Annotated in this window: 13 protein-coding genes and 1 tRNA gene; 9 read left to right on the top strand and 5 right to left on the bottom strand. The window is 72.8% G+C overall.

Features of this window, described 5'->3' with window-relative positions:
• Positions 1 to 58 precede the first annotated feature (58 nt).
• Both ACFQW6_RS19620 and ACFQW6_RS19615 read left to right on the top strand, forming a co-directional pair.
• Entirely contained in the window at positions 59 to 754 is a 696-nt protein-coding gene (locus ACFQW6_RS19620; RefSeq protein ID WP_378549478.1) for an ANTAR domain-containing protein, read from the top strand.
• A 113-nt stretch (positions 755 to 867) separates the two neighbouring features.
• Positions 868 to 1740 carry a hypothetical protein gene (locus tag ACFQW6_RS19615; RefSeq protein WP_378549475.1) on the top strand — a complete coding sequence of 291 codons (873 nt, stop codon included), beginning with the start codon at positions 868 to 870 and terminating at the stop codon, positions 1738 to 1740.
• Here the strand turns inward: ACFQW6_RS19615 and ACFQW6_RS19610 are convergent.
• Positions 1694 to 2446, bottom strand: a complete 753-nt coding sequence (locus tag ACFQW6_RS19610) for a PIG-L deacetylase family protein (RefSeq protein ID WP_378549472.1) — start codon at positions 2444 to 2446, stop codon at positions 1694 to 1696. The two genes, ACFQW6_RS19615 and ACFQW6_RS19610, sit on opposite strands and share 47 nt — an antisense overlap.
• A 58-nt stretch (positions 2447 to 2504) precedes the next feature.
• Between ACFQW6_RS19610 and ACFQW6_RS19605 the strand changes: the two genes are divergently transcribed.
• Positions 2505 to 3737, top strand: a complete 1233-nt coding sequence (locus ACFQW6_RS19605; RefSeq protein ID WP_378549469.1) for a sulfite oxidase — start codon at positions 2505 to 2507, stop codon at positions 3735 to 3737.
• A 24-nt stretch (positions 3738 to 3761) separates the two neighbouring features.
• Here ACFQW6_RS19605 and ACFQW6_RS19600 read toward each other — a convergent pair whose 3' ends face one another.
• Together ACFQW6_RS19600 and ACFQW6_RS19595 are read right to left on the bottom strand one after the other, a co-directional pair.
• Complete coding sequence (locus ACFQW6_RS19600) at positions 3762 to 5081, bottom strand: DUF1501 domain-containing protein (RefSeq protein ID WP_378549466.1); 1320 nt, start codon at positions 5079 to 5081, stop codon at positions 3762 to 3764.
• A gap of 1 nt (position 5082) precedes the next feature.
• Positions 5083 to 6483 (bottom strand): DUF1800 domain-containing protein, encoded by a 1401-nt coding sequence (locus ACFQW6_RS19595; protein WP_378549463.1) that lies wholly within the window; start codon positions 6481 to 6483, stop codon positions 5083 to 5085.
• 172 nt (positions 6484 to 6655) lie between these two features.
• Here ACFQW6_RS19595 and ACFQW6_RS19590 point away from each other — a divergent pair, with 172 nt between their 5' ends.
• Together ACFQW6_RS19590 and ACFQW6_RS19585 are read left to right on the top strand one after the other, a co-directional pair.
• On the top strand, positions 6656 to 7642 hold the full coding sequence (locus ACFQW6_RS19590; protein ID WP_378549460.1) for a GNAT family N-acetyltransferase: 987 nt from the start codon (positions 6656 to 6658) through the stop codon (positions 7640 to 7642).
• A 12-nt stretch (positions 7643 to 7654) separates the two neighbouring features.
• Positions 7655 to 7728: transfer RNA gene (locus ACFQW6_RS19585), tRNA-Ile, on the top strand.
• Between the two features lie 64 nt (positions 7729 to 7792).
• On the opposite strand, the gene ACFQW6_RS19580 is transcribed toward ACFQW6_RS19585, so the two are convergent.
• Positions 7793 to 9379 (bottom strand): protein kinase, encoded by a 1587-nt coding sequence (locus ACFQW6_RS19580; protein WP_378549457.1) that lies wholly within the window; start codon positions 9377 to 9379, stop codon positions 7793 to 7795.
• A gap of 155 nt (positions 9380 to 9534) precedes the next feature.
• Between ACFQW6_RS19580 and ACFQW6_RS19575 the strand changes: the two genes are divergently transcribed.
• The 3 genes from ACFQW6_RS19575 to ACFQW6_RS19565 are packed head-to-tail and all read left to right on the top strand — an operon-like array spanning position 9535 to position 12001.
• A complete protein-coding gene (locus tag ACFQW6_RS19575) occupies positions 9535 to 10041 on the top strand; it encodes a hypothetical protein (protein WP_378549454.1) in 507 nt (168 codons plus the stop codon).
• Between the two features lie 29 nt (positions 10042 to 10070).
• On the top strand, positions 10071 to 11339 hold the full coding sequence (locus ACFQW6_RS19570; RefSeq protein WP_378549451.1) for a sensor histidine kinase: 1269 nt from the start codon (positions 10071 to 10073) through the stop codon (positions 11337 to 11339).
• Positions 11336 to 12001 carry a response regulator gene (locus ACFQW6_RS19565; protein WP_378549448.1) on the top strand — a complete coding sequence of 222 codons (666 nt, stop codon included), beginning with the start codon at positions 11336 to 11338 and terminating at the stop codon, positions 11999 to 12001. The genes ACFQW6_RS19570 and ACFQW6_RS19565 overlap by 4 nt, the downstream gene beginning before the upstream one ends.
• Before the next feature lie 3 nt (positions 12002 to 12004).
• Here the strand turns inward: ACFQW6_RS19565 and ACFQW6_RS19560 are convergent, their stop codons facing one another.
• Positions 12005 to 13381, bottom strand: coding sequence for a serine/threonine-protein kinase (locus tag ACFQW6_RS19560; protein WP_378549445.1), 1377 nt, complete (start codon positions 13379 to 13381; stop codon positions 12005 to 12007).
• A gap of 72 nt (positions 13382 to 13453) precedes the next feature.
• On the opposite strand from ACFQW6_RS19560, the gene tyrS reads away from it, so the two are divergent.
• On the top strand, positions 13454 to 14713 hold the full coding sequence (tyrS, locus tag ACFQW6_RS19555; protein WP_378549442.1) for a tyrosine--tRNA ligase: 1260 nt from the start codon (positions 13454 to 13456) through the stop codon (positions 14711 to 14713).
• Positions 14714 to 15130: the final 417 nt, after the last annotated feature.

Here is a 15130-nt window from a genome sequence, read left to right as displayed (position 1 = left end):
CGCGGGTCCACCCGTGCATCTATACGATGCGCTCGGGGGCGAACCGGGGAGGAAACGCGTGAGGATCGACCGACATGAGTTCGGGCGCCGGCTCGCCGACGCCGCGCGGGAGATGTCGGAGGCCCGGCACCCCGCCGACACCCTTCAACGCATCGCCACGATGGCCGTCGAGCTGATCGACGCCTGCGACGTCGCCGGTGTCTGCGTGCTGCGGACCGGGCGCAACGACACCTGCGCCCACACGCACACGTCGCTGCAGGTCATGGACGACCTGCAGCACGACCTCGCCGAGGGACCTGCCATGGGCGGACCGTCGACCGACGTGGTCTCGGTGGGCGACCTCAGCACGGACACGCGGTGGCCGCGGTGGGGGAGGGAGGTGGTCGACCGGACCGGGGTGCGGGCCTACCTGGGCTTCCGGTTGTTCGTCGAGGACGACAGCATCGGGCTGCTCAACCTCTACGCCTACGAACCCGACGCCTTCGACAGTGACGACAAGCTCGACGGCCTCGTCGCTGCCGCGCACGCCTCGGTGGCCCTCAGCGCAACCGTGCGGCGCGACCAGATGCACACGGCCCTGACCAGCCGGCAGCTCATCGGCGAGGCGACCGGGATCCTGCGCGAGCGGTTCGCGCTGACCTCGGACCAGGCCTTCGCCGTGCTCAAGCGGGTCTCCTCCCAGCAGAACATCAAGCTCTTCGTCGTGGCCCAGCAGGTGGTCGAGACGGGCACGCTCCCGGGTGCGGCGCCCTAGCCGCAGCCCCTGGCAGGAGTGGCGCGTTGCCGGCGCGTAACGCTTCCGCGGTCGCGTGTGAACGGTGCGTTACACCGCCCTCGCCCGGCGCCGGGCTGCGACAGGGTGGCGGCATGAGCGCAGGACCGATGGATGGTGGTGGCGGCCGTTGCGAGTTCGTCGTACGCCCGGACGGGACCGTGGCCGGTGACGACGGCGCAGCGGGTGCCCTCGCCGCCGCACTGCCCTACACGGGCCGGCTGGCGCGTCGCGCAGGTGAGCTCCTCGGGGTCGGTGACCTGCGGGCGCTCGAGGCACTGGGCAGGCGCCGCCTGACGGTAGGGGTGACCTGGACCCCCGCCGGGGAGGGCACCTACCGCGCGGTGCTCGCGCCCGCCGAGACCCGCACCGTGCCGACCTTCATGGTGGTCGGCGGCGCGGACGCCACGGCCACGGCCGTCCACTGCGTCGACCGGGTCCGGGCGGTCGCGGGCGTCCGCTGGGCTGGTGTCGTCACCGCAGGGTCGCGGGTCGTCGCCACAGCGGGGGACGGGGTGGCCAGGGGCCACCTCGACGAGGTGGGCAACCGCGTGCTCGCGATCCTGCGCTCGCTGGAGGACCAGCACGTGGCCGGCTTCGTCCGGCTCCGGTTCGAGGAGGCGTTCGTGGTCGGCGCGTCGCTCGGTCGCCACGTGCTGGTGGCCTGCACGGACGCGACGGACGAGCACGCGCTGCTCGCGACGATCGACGAGGTGCGCGCGATCCTGGCCGACCACGACCTGTTATCGGTGCCGACGCAGGACGACCCGTCTGCAGCCGGTGCCGCGTCCGTGGACGAGACGGCCGACGAGGTCCGCGTGGAGGCCGCGCCGTCCCCGCCGCCGCTGGTCGGTGCCCGTTTCGCCGGTGCGGGTGCGAGGGAGCCGCGCAAGGGCCGGCGGCGGTTCGGGCGGGGGACGCTCAGCCCCAGCCCAGGGGAAACACCTCGAAGGTCGACGCGTGGGTGACTCCGAGCCCCTGGCCGCCGGCGCGGAGGATCCCGTCGAGGAACTCCTCGGGGTCCCAGCCCTCCCAGCCGAGGCCCTCGATGTACGCCTGGTGCTCCTTGAGGGAGGCGACGCCGGCCGCGAAGGTCTCGGTCACGTCGACCGCGTGGGCCGCCTGCGGTGACCCGCCCGACCACACCGCCCGCACGCCGCCCCACGGCTCGAGGCCGTCGGTCAGCTGCTCGGGGAACACCCAGCGGTTCCCGGCGTCGCGGACCGCGTCGAGGAGCGCCTTGCCCACGGCGATGTGGTCGGCCTGGTTGAGGTTGGTGCCGCCGAACGTCTCGCGGAAGTTGATGGTCAGCGCGACGTCGGGTCGCTGCTCCCGCACGACCTTCGCGAGCGCCCGCCGCAGCTCGACGCCGTACTCCAGGATGCCGTCGGGCAGTCGCAGGAACAGCACCTCGTCGACGCCGACAGCGGCGGCGGACGCGATCTCCTCCGCCTCGCGCAGCGGTCCGCACTCGTCGGGGTGGATCCCGTCGATCCCGGCCTCGCCGCTGGTCACCATGCAGTAGACGACCTTCTTGCCCTGGCCGGTCCACCGCGCGACCGCGGCGGCCGCGCCGTACTCGATGTCGTCCGGGTGCGCCACGACGAACAGGGCGCTCTGCCAGTCCTCGGGCAGCGGTTCGAAGGACGGGAGCGTGGGTCGTTCGGCGGTCATGTCCCCGAGCATGGCACCGCGAGGACGGCGTGTCTGCCAGCGCGTGTTGTGTAGTGAAATGAATGACTTACTCCTATATGGTCGGCGCCTGACCTCGTACGCGCCCACCCGCCGTGGCTTCCTCACCGCCGCTGCCGCGCTCGCGGGCGCCGCGGTCGCTCCCACCCAGGTGTGGCGCGCAGGCCCCGCGTCCGCTGCGTCGCCCTTCATCCTCAAGCCCACCCCGCCGACCTACTTCACCGACTTCGGGACCAACGCCGAGATGCGCTGGGCCGCGGTGGCCCCGGAGCGCTACCTGACACCCCAGTCGAGCCTGTTCGTGCGCAACCACACGCGCACGCCGCAGGTCGACCGGTCCACCTATGCGCTGCGCGTGCACGGCGACGGGCTGGCGACGCCGAGGGAGGAGGGCGAGGCGCTCAGCCTGTCGTTCGCCGACCTGCAGCGGCTGCCCCACCACGACCTCACCGCCGTGGTGGAGTGCACCGGCAACGGTCGGAGCTACTTCAGGACGCAGCAGGGGCAGGCCGGCTCCGGCACGGCCTGGACCCTGGGCGCCGTCGGCACGGTGCGCTGGAGCGGCGTACGCCTGCGCGACGTGCTCGCCTCGGTCGGGCTGTCGCCGGACGCGGTGTCGATCCAGGCCACCGGGCTCGACGACCCCTTCGTCTCGGGCGGCACTGACTACGGCCGGGTGCGGCGTCCGTTCCCGGTGGAGAAGGCGCTCGACGACGCGCTGCTCGCGTGGGGGATCAACGGCGAGGACCTGCTGCCCGACCACGGCTACCCGCTCCGCCTGGTGCTGCCCGGCTGGGTCGGCATCGCGAGCATCAAGTGGCTCGGGTCGTTGGAGGTGTCGACGACGCAGCTGACGTCGCCGTGGAACACCACCTTCTACCGGATGGTCGGCCCCGACTGGCCGGCTGACTCCCCGCCGCTCACGGTCAACCCGGTGCGCTCGGCGTGGGAGCTGGCCCCGGACCAGGTGCTGCCGTCGCGGCCCGTGACCCTGACCGGTCGGTCGTGGAGCGGCGCCGGCCGGATCACGCGCGTCTCGGTGAGCCTCGACGGCGGTTCCAGCTGGCGCCCCGCCGTCCTGGACCGCCGGTCACTCGAGGACCAGGGCTGGACGCAGTGGTCGGTGCGCTGGGGCAACCCGCGCCCCGGCCGCCACGAGCTGCTCGCCCGGGCCACCGACGAGCAGGGCCGCACCCAGCCGCTCGTGGCCGCGTTCAACACCCAGGGCTACTTCTTCGACGCCGTCGTGCGCCACCCCGTGCAGGTCGTCTGACGGTGTGCCGGGACGGGGAGACCGTCAGACCATCACGCCGACGGCCTGGGGTGCGAAGCCGGGGAAGACCTGCGCGACCGAGACGCCGAAGCGCCGGGTGACGACCTCGGCGAGCACGCTGCGGTAGTCGGTGGTGACGAGGAGGTCGGCGTCAGGCGTGTCGGACAGACCCGGCCACGAGCCGTAGTAGCGGCCGCCCCGCACCCCGGCGCCCGCGACGAACATGACGTTGCCGAAGCCGTGGTCGGTGCCGTAGTCGTCGTTCTCCCGCACCCGGCGACCGAACTCGCTGAGGGTCACGAGGGTGACCCGCTCGGCGGCGGGGCCGAGGTCGGCGAAGAACGCCGCAATCGAGCTCGCGAGGTCGCCGGCGTTGCGCCTCATGTCGCCCCACTCCAGCGTGCCCGCGTCGGTGTGCATGTCCCAGTCGCCCTGGTCGACGGTGATCACCTCGGTGCCCACGCCGGACCGTACGATCCGGGAGACGTCCGACAGTGCCTTGCCCAGTCCGCTGTCCGGGTAGGCGGTGGCGGGCGCGCCGGCCGGGGTGTCGCGGGCGGCACCGAAGGTCTGCGCGCCCGAGATCGCGTCGCGCACCGCGCGGCTCATCGGGCTGCTGCCGCGCCACGCGTGCGCCAGGGACGCCAGCCGGCGACCCTCCTCGTCGGCCCCGGTGACCTTGGCCTGGTCGACCCGGCCGACGACGAAGGCCGGCTGGGCTCCGAAGAGCGAGGTCGGCGCCTGGTTGCCCATCGCCGTGCCTTGCAGCGGCGACGTGCCGGGCAGCTCGCCCAGCAGGCGGTTGAGCCAGCCGGTGCGCTCGGACGAGCCGGGCGCGGCGTCCTCGATGGCCTCCATGGCCGCGAAGTGCGACCGGTTGGGCGCGGCCATGCCGGTGGCGTGCACGGCGGCCAGCGTGCCCGCGTCCCACATCGGCAGCAGCGGCGCCAGGGCGGGGTGCAGCCCGAACATCGCGTCCGGTGCCAGCAGCGCGGTGTGGGGGATCGCCAGGCGCGGCCGCGCGGCGTAGTAGACCGGGTCGGCGTGCGGGACGACGAGCGAGAGGCCGTCAGCCGCGCCGCGCAGCGAGAGGATCACCAGCACCGAGCCGCCCGGGGCAGCCAGCCCGGCGGCGCTGCGGCCGGTGACGGCGTACGCCGACGAGCCGGCGCCCGTGAGTGACGGGCCGAGCGCGACGGCGCCGCCGGCGAGGGCGGTGCCGAGCAGGGCGCGGCGGCTGAGGGCCAGTCGTGCCTCGTCGTAGTCGGGGCAGCCGCAGGGCCGGGCCACGGAAGCGGCAGGCGAGGCAGCGGCGGGGGCAGAGGTCGGGTGGGAAGCAGTCATGTCAGCACGCCAGGTGGTGGGGGGAGTCGAGGACGGCGGCCAGCAGCCGCGGGAAGCCCCACTGGTAGAGGGCGTGGTCGCGGTCGATCTTCTCCCTGGCCTTGCAGCCGGTCGCGAGGATCGCCGTCTGCACCAGGCGCTTGCTCGCGGGCCGGTGCAGCAGGTCGCGGCTGACCGCGTCGACGAGGTCCTCGAAGCGCACCGGCTTCTTGGCCGGCACCCACGCGGCCGGGCTGCGGTAGCGGATGCCCTCGGCGGGCCACCACCCGCCGGCCATCGAGTAGTGCAGGTCCATCGAGCCGAGTGCGCGCGAGGGGGACGCCCACACGCGGTCGGTGACGGGGGTGCCGTCGGGGCGCGGCCAGGCGTGGGGGGTGAGGCCCAGTCGGGACGCCTGCCAGAGGATCGCGTTGGACGCGGAGTCGTTGCGGCTCGGGCGGCCGACCTCGACCCCCAGGGCGCGGTAGGTGGCGACGACGTCCTCGCCCGGGTCGCGCAGCTTGTCACCCGCGGACGACCGGAACTCCTTGCTGGCCACCAGGGCGCGCAGCACCGGCACGATCGCGGTGTCGTTCCTCAGGTAGACCTTCGTCAGCCGCTTGACCAGCGACCGCGGCGGGTCGTCGCGCACGAACTTGGTCGCCAGCCGCTGGCAGACGTGCTCGGCGGTCAGCGGGTGGTGCGCGAGGTAGCGGAGGTACTCCCGGGTGACCTCGCGGCCGTCGGCCTTGCGGTTCGGGTGGGTGAACCCCCTGACCTGCACCTTCCCGGTCGCGTGGTCCTCCTTGACGTACGACGCCTTCCACGACTCCCAGAGGTCGACGTGGTGGCCGGTGAGGATCCGCGCCGACGCCTTCACGTCGTCCTCGTCGTAGTTGCCGGCTCCGAGCGTGTGCAGCTCGAGCAGCTCGCGTCCGAGGTTCTCGTTGGGCGCGCGCTTGGTCGAGGTCGCGGCGGAGAGGAAGATCAGCATCGCCGGGTGGGTCGTGGTCGCGGCCAGGAGCTCGTCGAACCGGCCGAGCGCGTGGCGCCGGACCGTGTCGCCGTAGTCCACGCGCCAGGTGAAGTGGGCGTCGCCGCTCACCGGCACGTGGAGCATCGCCTCCCAGAACTCGGTCATCTTCTCCAGCACCGGGCGTCGGGTGCGGATGCGCCGCACGAGCAGCCAGCGGCCGTAGTCCTCCATGACCTGCCAACCGCCGCGCACCTCCTGGACCTGGCGCTGCCAGAGGTCGGCGGCGCGCCGGTCGAGGTCGGGCCACCACCGTCGCACGGCCTCAGCGGCCCCGTCCGGGAAGGAGCCCGGCCGGGTGAGCTGCTGCTCGAACCACGCGGGCGCCCCGCCGGCACGGCGTACGTCGCGCGCGAGCGTTGCGTCGATGCCGTAGCCGAAGCGCGTCACGAGGTGACGCTGCGACGAGGGCAGCAGTGCAGACCGATCCTTGGCCACCGAGGTCCTCCCGTACCCGAGCCGCTTCCGAGACGCGTCACTGTCCCATGCCCGGCGCTGGACGCGAAGTCGAACGCGCGAATCCCGGTTGCCCGTCGAGTGGCGGGTGCGGTCGGATGGACTGGTGGACACCGACGTGCAGGTCGAGGAGCTCGACACGACCGACCCGGTGGCGCGGGCCGCGTGGCACGACGTGATGGAGCGGGCGGCCCGGGCGGACCGTCCGCACGCCCTGGTCACCACCGCGGCCGCCTTCGAGGTCACGGCCACCTCGCCGAGCACCCACTACGCCCGCACGTGGCTGCAGGCCGTCGTGGGCGGCCAGGGCGGCGTGGGCCACGAGGTGGTCGGGGTCGCGGAGCTCGAGCTGCCGCTGAGCGAGAACACCGACGTCGCCTGGGCCGAGGTCCAGGTGCTTCCCACCCACCGCCGCCGCGGCGTCGGCCGCGCCCTCTGGCACGCCGTGGTGGAGCGCGCGCGTGCCGCCAAGCGCACCCGGGTCGGGGGAGAGATGACCGTCGACACCGCCGCTCCTGGCCCCGCCCGCGAGTTCGCCGCCGCCGTGGGCACGGTCGAGAAGCACCGCGAGGACCACCTCGTCGCCGACCTCCCCGTAGCCATGTCGCCCGTCGACCCGGCGTACGACGTCGTCACCTGGCGCGGCCGGTGCCCCGACGAGCACCGCAAGGCGTACCTGGCCATGCGCAACCAGATGAACGCCGACGTCCCGACCGGCGAGCTCGACCTCGAGCCCGAGGTCCTCGACGACGAGCGGCTGGCCACGTCGGAGGAACGGCTCATGCGGGCGTACGACGTCCGCGTGGCCGCTGCCCGCCGGAGCGCGGACGGCACGTTCGGCGGCTACTCCCTGCTCTTCGTCCCCCACGGCACCGACTACGGCTGGCAGGACGACACGCTGGTGATGCCCGAGCACCGTGGGCACCGGCTGGGGGCCGCCCTCAAGACCGCCAACTACGCCGACCTGCCCGACGACGTCCGGCTCGTCCACACGTGGACCGCGCCGTCCAACACCGCGATGCACCGCACCAACACGGCGCTCGGCTTCCGCGTCGTGGAGCACATGTACGAGGTCGAGGCCCCCATCGCCTAGGGTGCGGCCCGAGGGGCGGTAGCTCAGTCGGTCAGAGCAGAGGACTCATAATCCTTGGGTCGTGGGTTCGAGCCCCACCCGCCCTACGCAGTGGTTGTGTTGCTTCGCCTGACCCGGGCCACACGTCGGCACCCGGCGTGCCGCGGCGCGCTATCCCTCGCCGGCGATGAGGAAGCCGTCGCCCTGCTGCACGAGCTGCAGCCGCCCCTGCTCCGTGGTCGCCCGACCCGACGTCGTGACGTAGTCGATCGTGTACGTCGTGGTGAGCGAGTCGGGATCGGCCTTGATGGCGCGCGGGGTGGCCGACTCGATCGTGCTCCAGAACCCGCTGTAGCGCTCGAAACCGCCGCTCTCCGCCTGGAACTCGGGGGTCAGCATCGCGAAGCTAGATTCCGGGTCCGAGGTCACGAGCGAGAAGTAGTCCTGGACGAAGGACCGCATCGCCGCGGGGGTCGCGCCCGCGGCGTCGGACGGGCTGGGCTCGGTGGTCGGCTCGTCACTGGTGGTCGGGCTCTCGGTCGGGCTGTCGGTCGGGCTCTCGCTCGGGCTCTCGGACGGGGTGTCCGAGGTCGGGTCCTGCGGTGCGCTCGGTGAGGCGCCGCTCGGACCGGCGTCGCCCGGCTCCTCGTCGCGCGACCACAACAGCCACGCGCCGACGCCCGCCACCAGGGCGAGCGCGAGGAGCGCGGCCACCCAGCCGCGCGACCGTCCGCGGGTGGTGTCTGCGGCCGGAGTCGGTGCCGGGGTCGGTGCCGGGGTCGGGGCAGGTCTCGCTGCCGCGGCGGGGGGCGGCGACGTCGGGGCGGCCGCACCCGCCCCGGAGGTCGCACCGGAGCTCGTGCTGGTCGTGGTGCCGGGGTCCTGCGACGGCGGCGCCGGTGGCTGGGCGGCCATCACGGCCGTGGCCTGAGCGTCGCGCCCGGTGGAGGCGAGCGCCTCCGACCGCTCGCCACGGGCGAGGCGCCGCAGGTCGTCGCGCACCCTCGCCGCGGGCCAGCGCTGTGTCGGATCCTTGACGAGCATCGCGGCCAGCAGCCCGGCGGCCGGGTGGTCGTCGGGCAGGCGGGGCGGGTCCTCGTGGACGATCTTGTAGAGGCCGCCGAGCACGTTGTCCCCGACGTCGTACGGCGGCCTGCCGGCCAGCGCGTGGAACAGCGTGCCGCCGAGCGACCAGACGTCGCTCGCCGCGGTCGCAGGCTCCCCGGTCGCCACCTCGGGGGCGAGGTAGGCGGGGGACCCGGTGATCATGCCGGTCCTGGTCAGCACGGTGTCGCTGGCGGCCCGGGCGATGCCGAAGTCGCCGAGCTTGGCGCGGTCGTCCGCGCCCACGAAGATGTTGCTCGGCTTGACGTCCCGGTGCACGACCCCGGCGGTGCCGGCCTGCACGAGCGCGTCGGCGGCCTGCGCGAGGATCGACGCTGCACGCCGGACCGGGAGCGGACCCTCGTCGGTCACCAGCTCGGCGAGCGTGCGTCCCTCGACGTGCTCCATCACGAGCCAGTAGCAGTCCTCGTCCTTGACGAGGTCGAAGATCGACACGACGTGCTGGTGGCTGATCCCGGCCGCCAGCCGCGCCTCGCGCTGGGCACGTGACACGTCGTCGTCGGTGGTCCCCGGGAGCAGACCGATGCGCTTGACGGCGACCCGGCGGTCCAGCAGCTCGTCGTGCGCGAGGTGGACGACACCGGCGCCTCCGCGGCCGATCTCCTTCTCCAGGCGATACCTGCCTGCGATCACGTAGCCCCCTTCCGTGGCTGACGTTCAAGGCTAGTCACCTGCACCATGCCGCCCTCACACCCGTTGGGACCAGTCGGCGGGGTACTAGCACCATCGGCCATCTCGTCGGCGTCGCCCGGGGCGACGAGGCTGGGACCACCAACCGAGGAGGACCCATGAACCGCACGATGAGCAGCACGACCCGACTCGCCCGAGCACTAGCTGTCGGCGTCGCCCTCGCCGGCCTCAGCGTCGGCACGGTGGGCGTCGGCACCGCCGGCGCCGCACAGGTCGACCACCCGTCGTCCTTGCGCGGCGACGACGACCCGCCCGGCGACGACCACGGTGGTCACAGCGGCGGCAGCGAGGACGGTGGGGGTGACGACGACCGCGTGATCCGCACCGGCGGCTGCAGCGCCGGCGCGGACTGGAAGCTCAAGGTCAAGACCGACGACGGGCGCCTCGAGGTCGAGGGCGAGATCGACTCCAACGTCGCGGGACAGCGGTGGCGCTGGACGTTGCGCCACAACGGCTCGGTGAGCGACCGCGGGGTCGCCACCACCACCGCGCGCAGCGGCTCGTTCGAGGTCGAGCGCAAGATGGTCGACCTCGCAGGCACCGACGCCCTCGTGTTCCGCGCCGTGCGGGACGGCCAGGTGTGCCGCGGTGTGGTCAACTACTGACCACATCGGAGGTACGCCCCATGCGCTGGTTGACGAATCCCGTGGCCCAGTTCCTGGCCGCGGGATTCGTCACGCTCGTCGTCGTCGTGCTGGCGACCAGCGCACTGAGCCGCTCGGCAGCCGATGAGGAGGCGATCGCCGACGCGCGCTCGCTGACCCGGGTGCTCGCCCGGTCCGTGGCCCAGCCGGCGATCCCGCCCGGCCTGACCGAGGGCGACGCGGCCGCGATCGACCGCATGGACCGTACGGCGCTCGACCGGCTGCTGGTCGACGACGTGCTGCGCATCAAGCTGTGGGACGCCGACGGCACGGTGCTCTACAGCGACCGCACCGAGCTGATCGGGGCGCGCTACCCGCTCGACGACGACGAGCTGGAGGTGCTGCGCGACGGGGGGACCGATGCGGAGCTGTCCGACCTGGGCCGGCCGGAGAACCGCTTCGAGCGTGACCTGGGCGGAGACCTCCTGGAGGTCTACACCCGCGTCCGCTCCCCCGAGGGGAAGCCGCTGCTCTTCGAGGCCTACCTCGGCGTCGAGGAGATCCGCGCGAGCCGGGCCCAGATCCTCGACCGGTTCCTGCCCATCACGATCGGTGCCCTGGTCGCCCTCGTGGCGCTCGGCACCCCGCTGGTCCTGCTGCTGTCCCGGCGCCTGTCGCGTGCCGCGCGCGAGCGCGAGCGCCTGCTCGAGGCCGCCGTCCGCGCCTCCGACGCCGAGCGGCTGCGCATCGCCCGCGACCTCCACGACGGCGTCGTGCAGGACCTGTCCGGCTCGTCCATGGCCCTCTCGGCGCTGGCGGCCCACGCGGACGAGCCGGACCGCCGCGAGCTCGAGGAGGTCGGGCGGTCCCTGCGGGTGAGCATGCGGTCCCTCCGGTCGCTCCTCGTCGAGATCTACCCGCCCGACCTGCACACCGCCGGACTGTCCGCCGCGGTCGACGACCTGGTCGCCCCACTGGCGGCGGCCGGGACGACGGTCGACGTCGACGTCAGTGGCGCCGACGGCGCGTCCCGTCCGGCGGTCGCGCTGCTGTGGCGGGTCGCCCAGGAGTCGGTCCGCAACGTGGCGCGCCACGCACGCGCCGACCGGATGTCGCTGACCGTCCGTCACGAGGGCGACCGGTTGCTGCTGGAGGTCGTCGACGACGGGGTCGGCTTCGACCCGGCCACCGTGGCGACCGACGACCACTTCGGCCTGCGCGCGGCCGAGAGCCTCGTGCGCGAGCACGGCGGCACCTGGGAGGTCGACTCCGCGCCCGGCTCGGGCACGATGGTCCGTGTGGAGGTGCCGGTCGGATGATCCGCGTGGTGGTGGCCGACGACCACGCCGTCGTACGGCGGGGACTGACCGGTCTCATCGAGTCGACCGACGACCTCGAGGTGGTCGGCGTCGCGAGGGACGGCAGCGAGGCCGTCGACCTGGTGCGGGAGCACCGGCCCGACGTGGCGGTGATGGACCTGCAGATGCCGGTCCTCGATGGCGTCGAGGCCACTCGCGCGATCGTCGGCGGGGCGACCGGCACGGAGGTGCTGGTCCTCACGTCCTTCTCCGACCACGCCCGCATCGACGCCGCCATCGAGGCCGGGGCGGTGGGCTACCTGCTCAAGGACGCCGAGCCCGACGTGCTCCTCGACGGCATCCGCGCGGTGGCGCGGGGCGGGTCGCCCCTCGACCCCAGGGCCGCACGGCGGCTCCTGTCGCGCCGGTCGGCCGCGGCCGCCGCCCCGGAGCCCGGGCACGTCGACGTCGCCGCGCTGTCACCGCGCGAGGCTGAGGTGCTCCGACTCGTGGTCGAGGGCCTGCTCAACAAGCAGATCGCCCAGCGGCTCGGCATCACCGAGCGCACCGTCAAGGCGCACCTCACCTCGGCCTACCAGCGCATCGGCGTCGCCGACCGCACCCAGGCAGCCCTGTGGGCGCAGCGCCACCACCTCGGCGGATCCGCGACCGGGTCCGGCTGACTACTACCCCTCGCCGGCGATGAGGAGCCGGTCGTCGAACCGCTCGAGCTGGAGGCGTACGCGCTCGGTGATCCGCTCACCGTTCGTCATCACGTAGTTGACGGTGTAGCCGACCGTCAGGTCAGACGGGTCACTGGCGACCTCGGCCAGGGACGCCGACTGCACGCGTCCCCACCACCCCATGTAGCCCTCGTAGCCGCCGCTGGCGCGCCGGAACTCGGGCGTCAGCCGGTTGAAGGCCGCTCGGGGGTCGCTCGTGACGGTGGCGAGGTAGGAGGTGATGAAGGCATCCATCTGCTCGCGGGTGTCCTCCGCCGTGACCGGGGGACTGGTGCTGCCGGTGGTGGTCTGGGACGTCGCCGCCGGGCGGGGCTGTTGCTCGTCGGGCAGTGCCTCGGGGGTGCCGCGCCCCGCCCAGACGTACGCCGCCACGACCGCCGCGACCGCGAGCACCGCGACGGTAGCCAGCCCGGCCCAGCGGGCGCCGTGCCGGCGGGCGGGCGCAGCCGGGGGTACGGCCAGCGCGGGCGGCAGCACGCCGGTCACCTCGCGGGTCGGCGCCGGAGCGGGTGCCGGGACCACGGTGGAGCGCTGCCCACTGGCGATGCGCGCCAGCTCGTCGCGCACGCGCGGCATCGGCCAACGCGCCTCGACGTCGCGGTGCATCATGACGGTCAGCAGGCCGGCCATGGGGTGCTCGTCGGGCAACCGCGGCGGGTCCTCGTGGACGATCTTGTAGAGCGCGCCGATCAGGTTGTCGCCGACGTCGTACGGCGGCTTGCCCGTGACCGCGTGGTAGAGCGTCGCGCCGAGCGACCACACGTCGCTGGCCGGGGTGGCCGACGAGCCCGACGCCACCTCGGGCGCGAGGTAGGCCGGCGACCCGGTCACCAGCCCGGTCTGGGTGAGGGAGGGGTCGTCCTCCGAGCGGGCGATGCCGAAGTCGTTCAACTTGGCCGCTCCGCCGGCGATCATGATGTTGCTGGGCTTCACGTCGCGGTGGACGATGCCGTGGTCGTGCGCCTCGACCAGGGCGTCCGCCGTCTGCGCCAGCAGCGTCGCCGCCTCGGTGGCCTCCAGGGGACCGGAGGTCCGCACCCGCTCGCTGAGCGTCTCGCCGTCGACGTACTCCATCACCAGCCAGCGCACGTCCTCCTCGTCGACGAGGTCGAAGACGGACACCACGTTCGGGTGGTTGAGCGCCGCGGCGAGCCGCGCCTCGCGCTCGGCGCGCTCCAGCTCGGCGCTGTCCGAACCCGGGATCAGCCCGATGCGCTTGATCGCCACCTGGCGGCCGAGGACCTCGTCGAGTGCGAGGTGCACCGTGCCGGAGCCACCGCGGCCGATCTGCCTCTCGAGCCGGTACCTGCCTGCGATCACGTGCCGAACCTCCTGCGTCGTCGCCCTAGGCTAGTGCCCGCGAACCAGTCCACCTCACCCGAAGGAACTCACGTGACCAACGTCCTCGACGAGCTGGAGTGGCGCGGCCTCATCGCGCACTCCACCGACCGCGACGCGCTCCGCGCCGCGCTGGGCGAGGGGAGCGTCAAGTTCTATGTGGGCTTCGATCCCACGGCCCCGAGCCTCCACATGGGGAACCTGGTCCAGCTGGTGACTGCCCGCCGTCTGCAGGACGCGGGCCACACGCCGTACATCCTGGTCGGTGGTGCCACCGGAATGATCGGCGACCCGCGCGACTCGGGGGAGCGCACGCTCAACTCCCTCGACACGGTCAAGGAGTGGACCGAGCGCGTCCGGCAGCAGGTCTCGCGGTTCGTGACCTTCGATGGCGCCAACGCGGCTACGACGGTCAACAACTACGACTGGACCGCGTCGCTCTCGACGATCGACTTCCTGCGTGACATCGGCAAGCACTTCCCGGTCAACCGGATGCTCGCCCGCGACACCGTCAAACGTCGGCTCGAGTCGGGGATCAGCTACACCGAGTTCTCCTACGTCCTGCTGCAGTCGATGGACTACCTCAACCTGTTCCGCGAGCACGGGGTTGCGCTCCAGTTCGGCGGCTCCGACCAGTGGGGCAACATCACCGGCGGCGCTGAGCTCGTGCGCCGCGTCACGGGCGAGAGCGTCTTCGCCTTCGCCACGCCGCTGATCACCAAGGCCGACGGCACCAAGTACGGCAAGACGGAGGGCGGTGCGCTCTGGCTCGATCCGGAGATGATGTCGCCCTACGCCTTCCACCAGTTCTGGCTCAACGTCGAGGACGAGAAGGTCGGCGAGCTGTTGCGGATCTTCACGTTCCTCTCCCGCGAGGAGATCGAGGACCTCGAGCAGCAGACGGCCGACAAGCCGTTCCTGCGTGCCGCGCAGAAGCGCCTGGCGGACGAGGTCACCGCACTGGTGCACGGCGCCGACGAGGTCGAGCACGCCAAGGCCGCGGCCGCCGCGCTGTTCGGCGGGGGAGACCTGGCGGGCATCAAGCCCGACACCCTCGCCTCCGCACTGAGGGAAGCAGGGGGTACGACGCTTCCGGCCGGCGAGCTGCCGGTAATCCTCGACCTCCTGGTGGCCGCGGGTCTCGCGAAGAGCAAGGGAGAGGCCAGGCGCACCGTCGCCGAGGGCGGCGCGTACCTCAACAACGTGCGGGTCGAGGATCCCGAGCTGCAGCCCACCGCGTCCGACCTGGTGGCCGGGTCCTGGCTCGTGCTGCGGCGGGGCAAGAAGAACTTCGCGGGCGTCGAGGTCTCGTGAGGAGGTCGTCGGGAGGGACCCCGCGGCCCCGCCCGACACCCCGTCACCACCGCCCCAGGGGCCACAACAGGCCTCTGACCTGCGCAAACGCGAGTGTGCTCGCGGTCACAGCTTTTCGATTTGCGCGATCCGGGCGAACTGCATAATGTTCTCTCTGTCGCCAGGGAGCGGCGGGGAGCAAGACCGGTCAGGTCGGGCTCCCGGCCCCGGGCAGGACAACCCGAAGCGGTCATCGGTCACGGTGACACCACCGGGTCAGAGCGAAACAGCCGAGGATTTGCCTCGCCAGAAAGTCGCTCGCTAAGTTTGACCAGTTGCCTCACGCAACCGAGATCCTCACCGGATCGCGATGTGGGTGCGTCTGATTCTTGAGAACTCAACAGTGTGTTTGATTAGTCGACGAATTAGTTTGTTTTG

The sequence above is a fragment of the Nocardioides sp. GCM10028917 genome (assembly GCF_042666175.1).
Lineage (GTDB): Bacteria > Actinomycetota > Actinomycetes > Propionibacteriales > Nocardioidaceae > Nocardioides.
Note: the sequence above shows the minus strand (reverse complement) of the source record. Positions and strands in the feature narration are given on the sequence as shown.

Coding starts and splice junctions, on each gene's coding strand:
- ACFQW6_RS19575 (WP_378549454.1), top strand. CDS start 9,535: ATGAACCGCACGATGAGCAGCACGACCCGACTCGCCCGAGCACTAGCT.
- ACFQW6_RS19565 (WP_378549448.1), top strand. CDS start 11,336: ATGATCCGCGTGGTGGTGGCCGACGACCACGCCGTCGTACGGCGGGGA.
- ACFQW6_RS19610 (WP_378549472.1), bottom strand. CDS start 2,446: ATGACCGCCGAACGACCCACGCTCCCGTCCTTCGAACCGCTGCCCGAG.
- ACFQW6_RS19615 (WP_378549475.1), top strand. CDS start 868: ATGAGCGCAGGACCGATGGATGGTGGTGGCGGCCGTTGCGAGTTCGTC.
- ACFQW6_RS19600 (WP_378549466.1), bottom strand. CDS start 5,081: ATGACTGCTTCCCACCCGACCTCTGCCCCCGCCGCTGCCTCGCCTGCC.
- ACFQW6_RS19605 (WP_378549469.1), top strand. CDS start 2,505: ATGAATGACTTACTCCTATATGGTCGGCGCCTGACCTCGTACGCGCCC.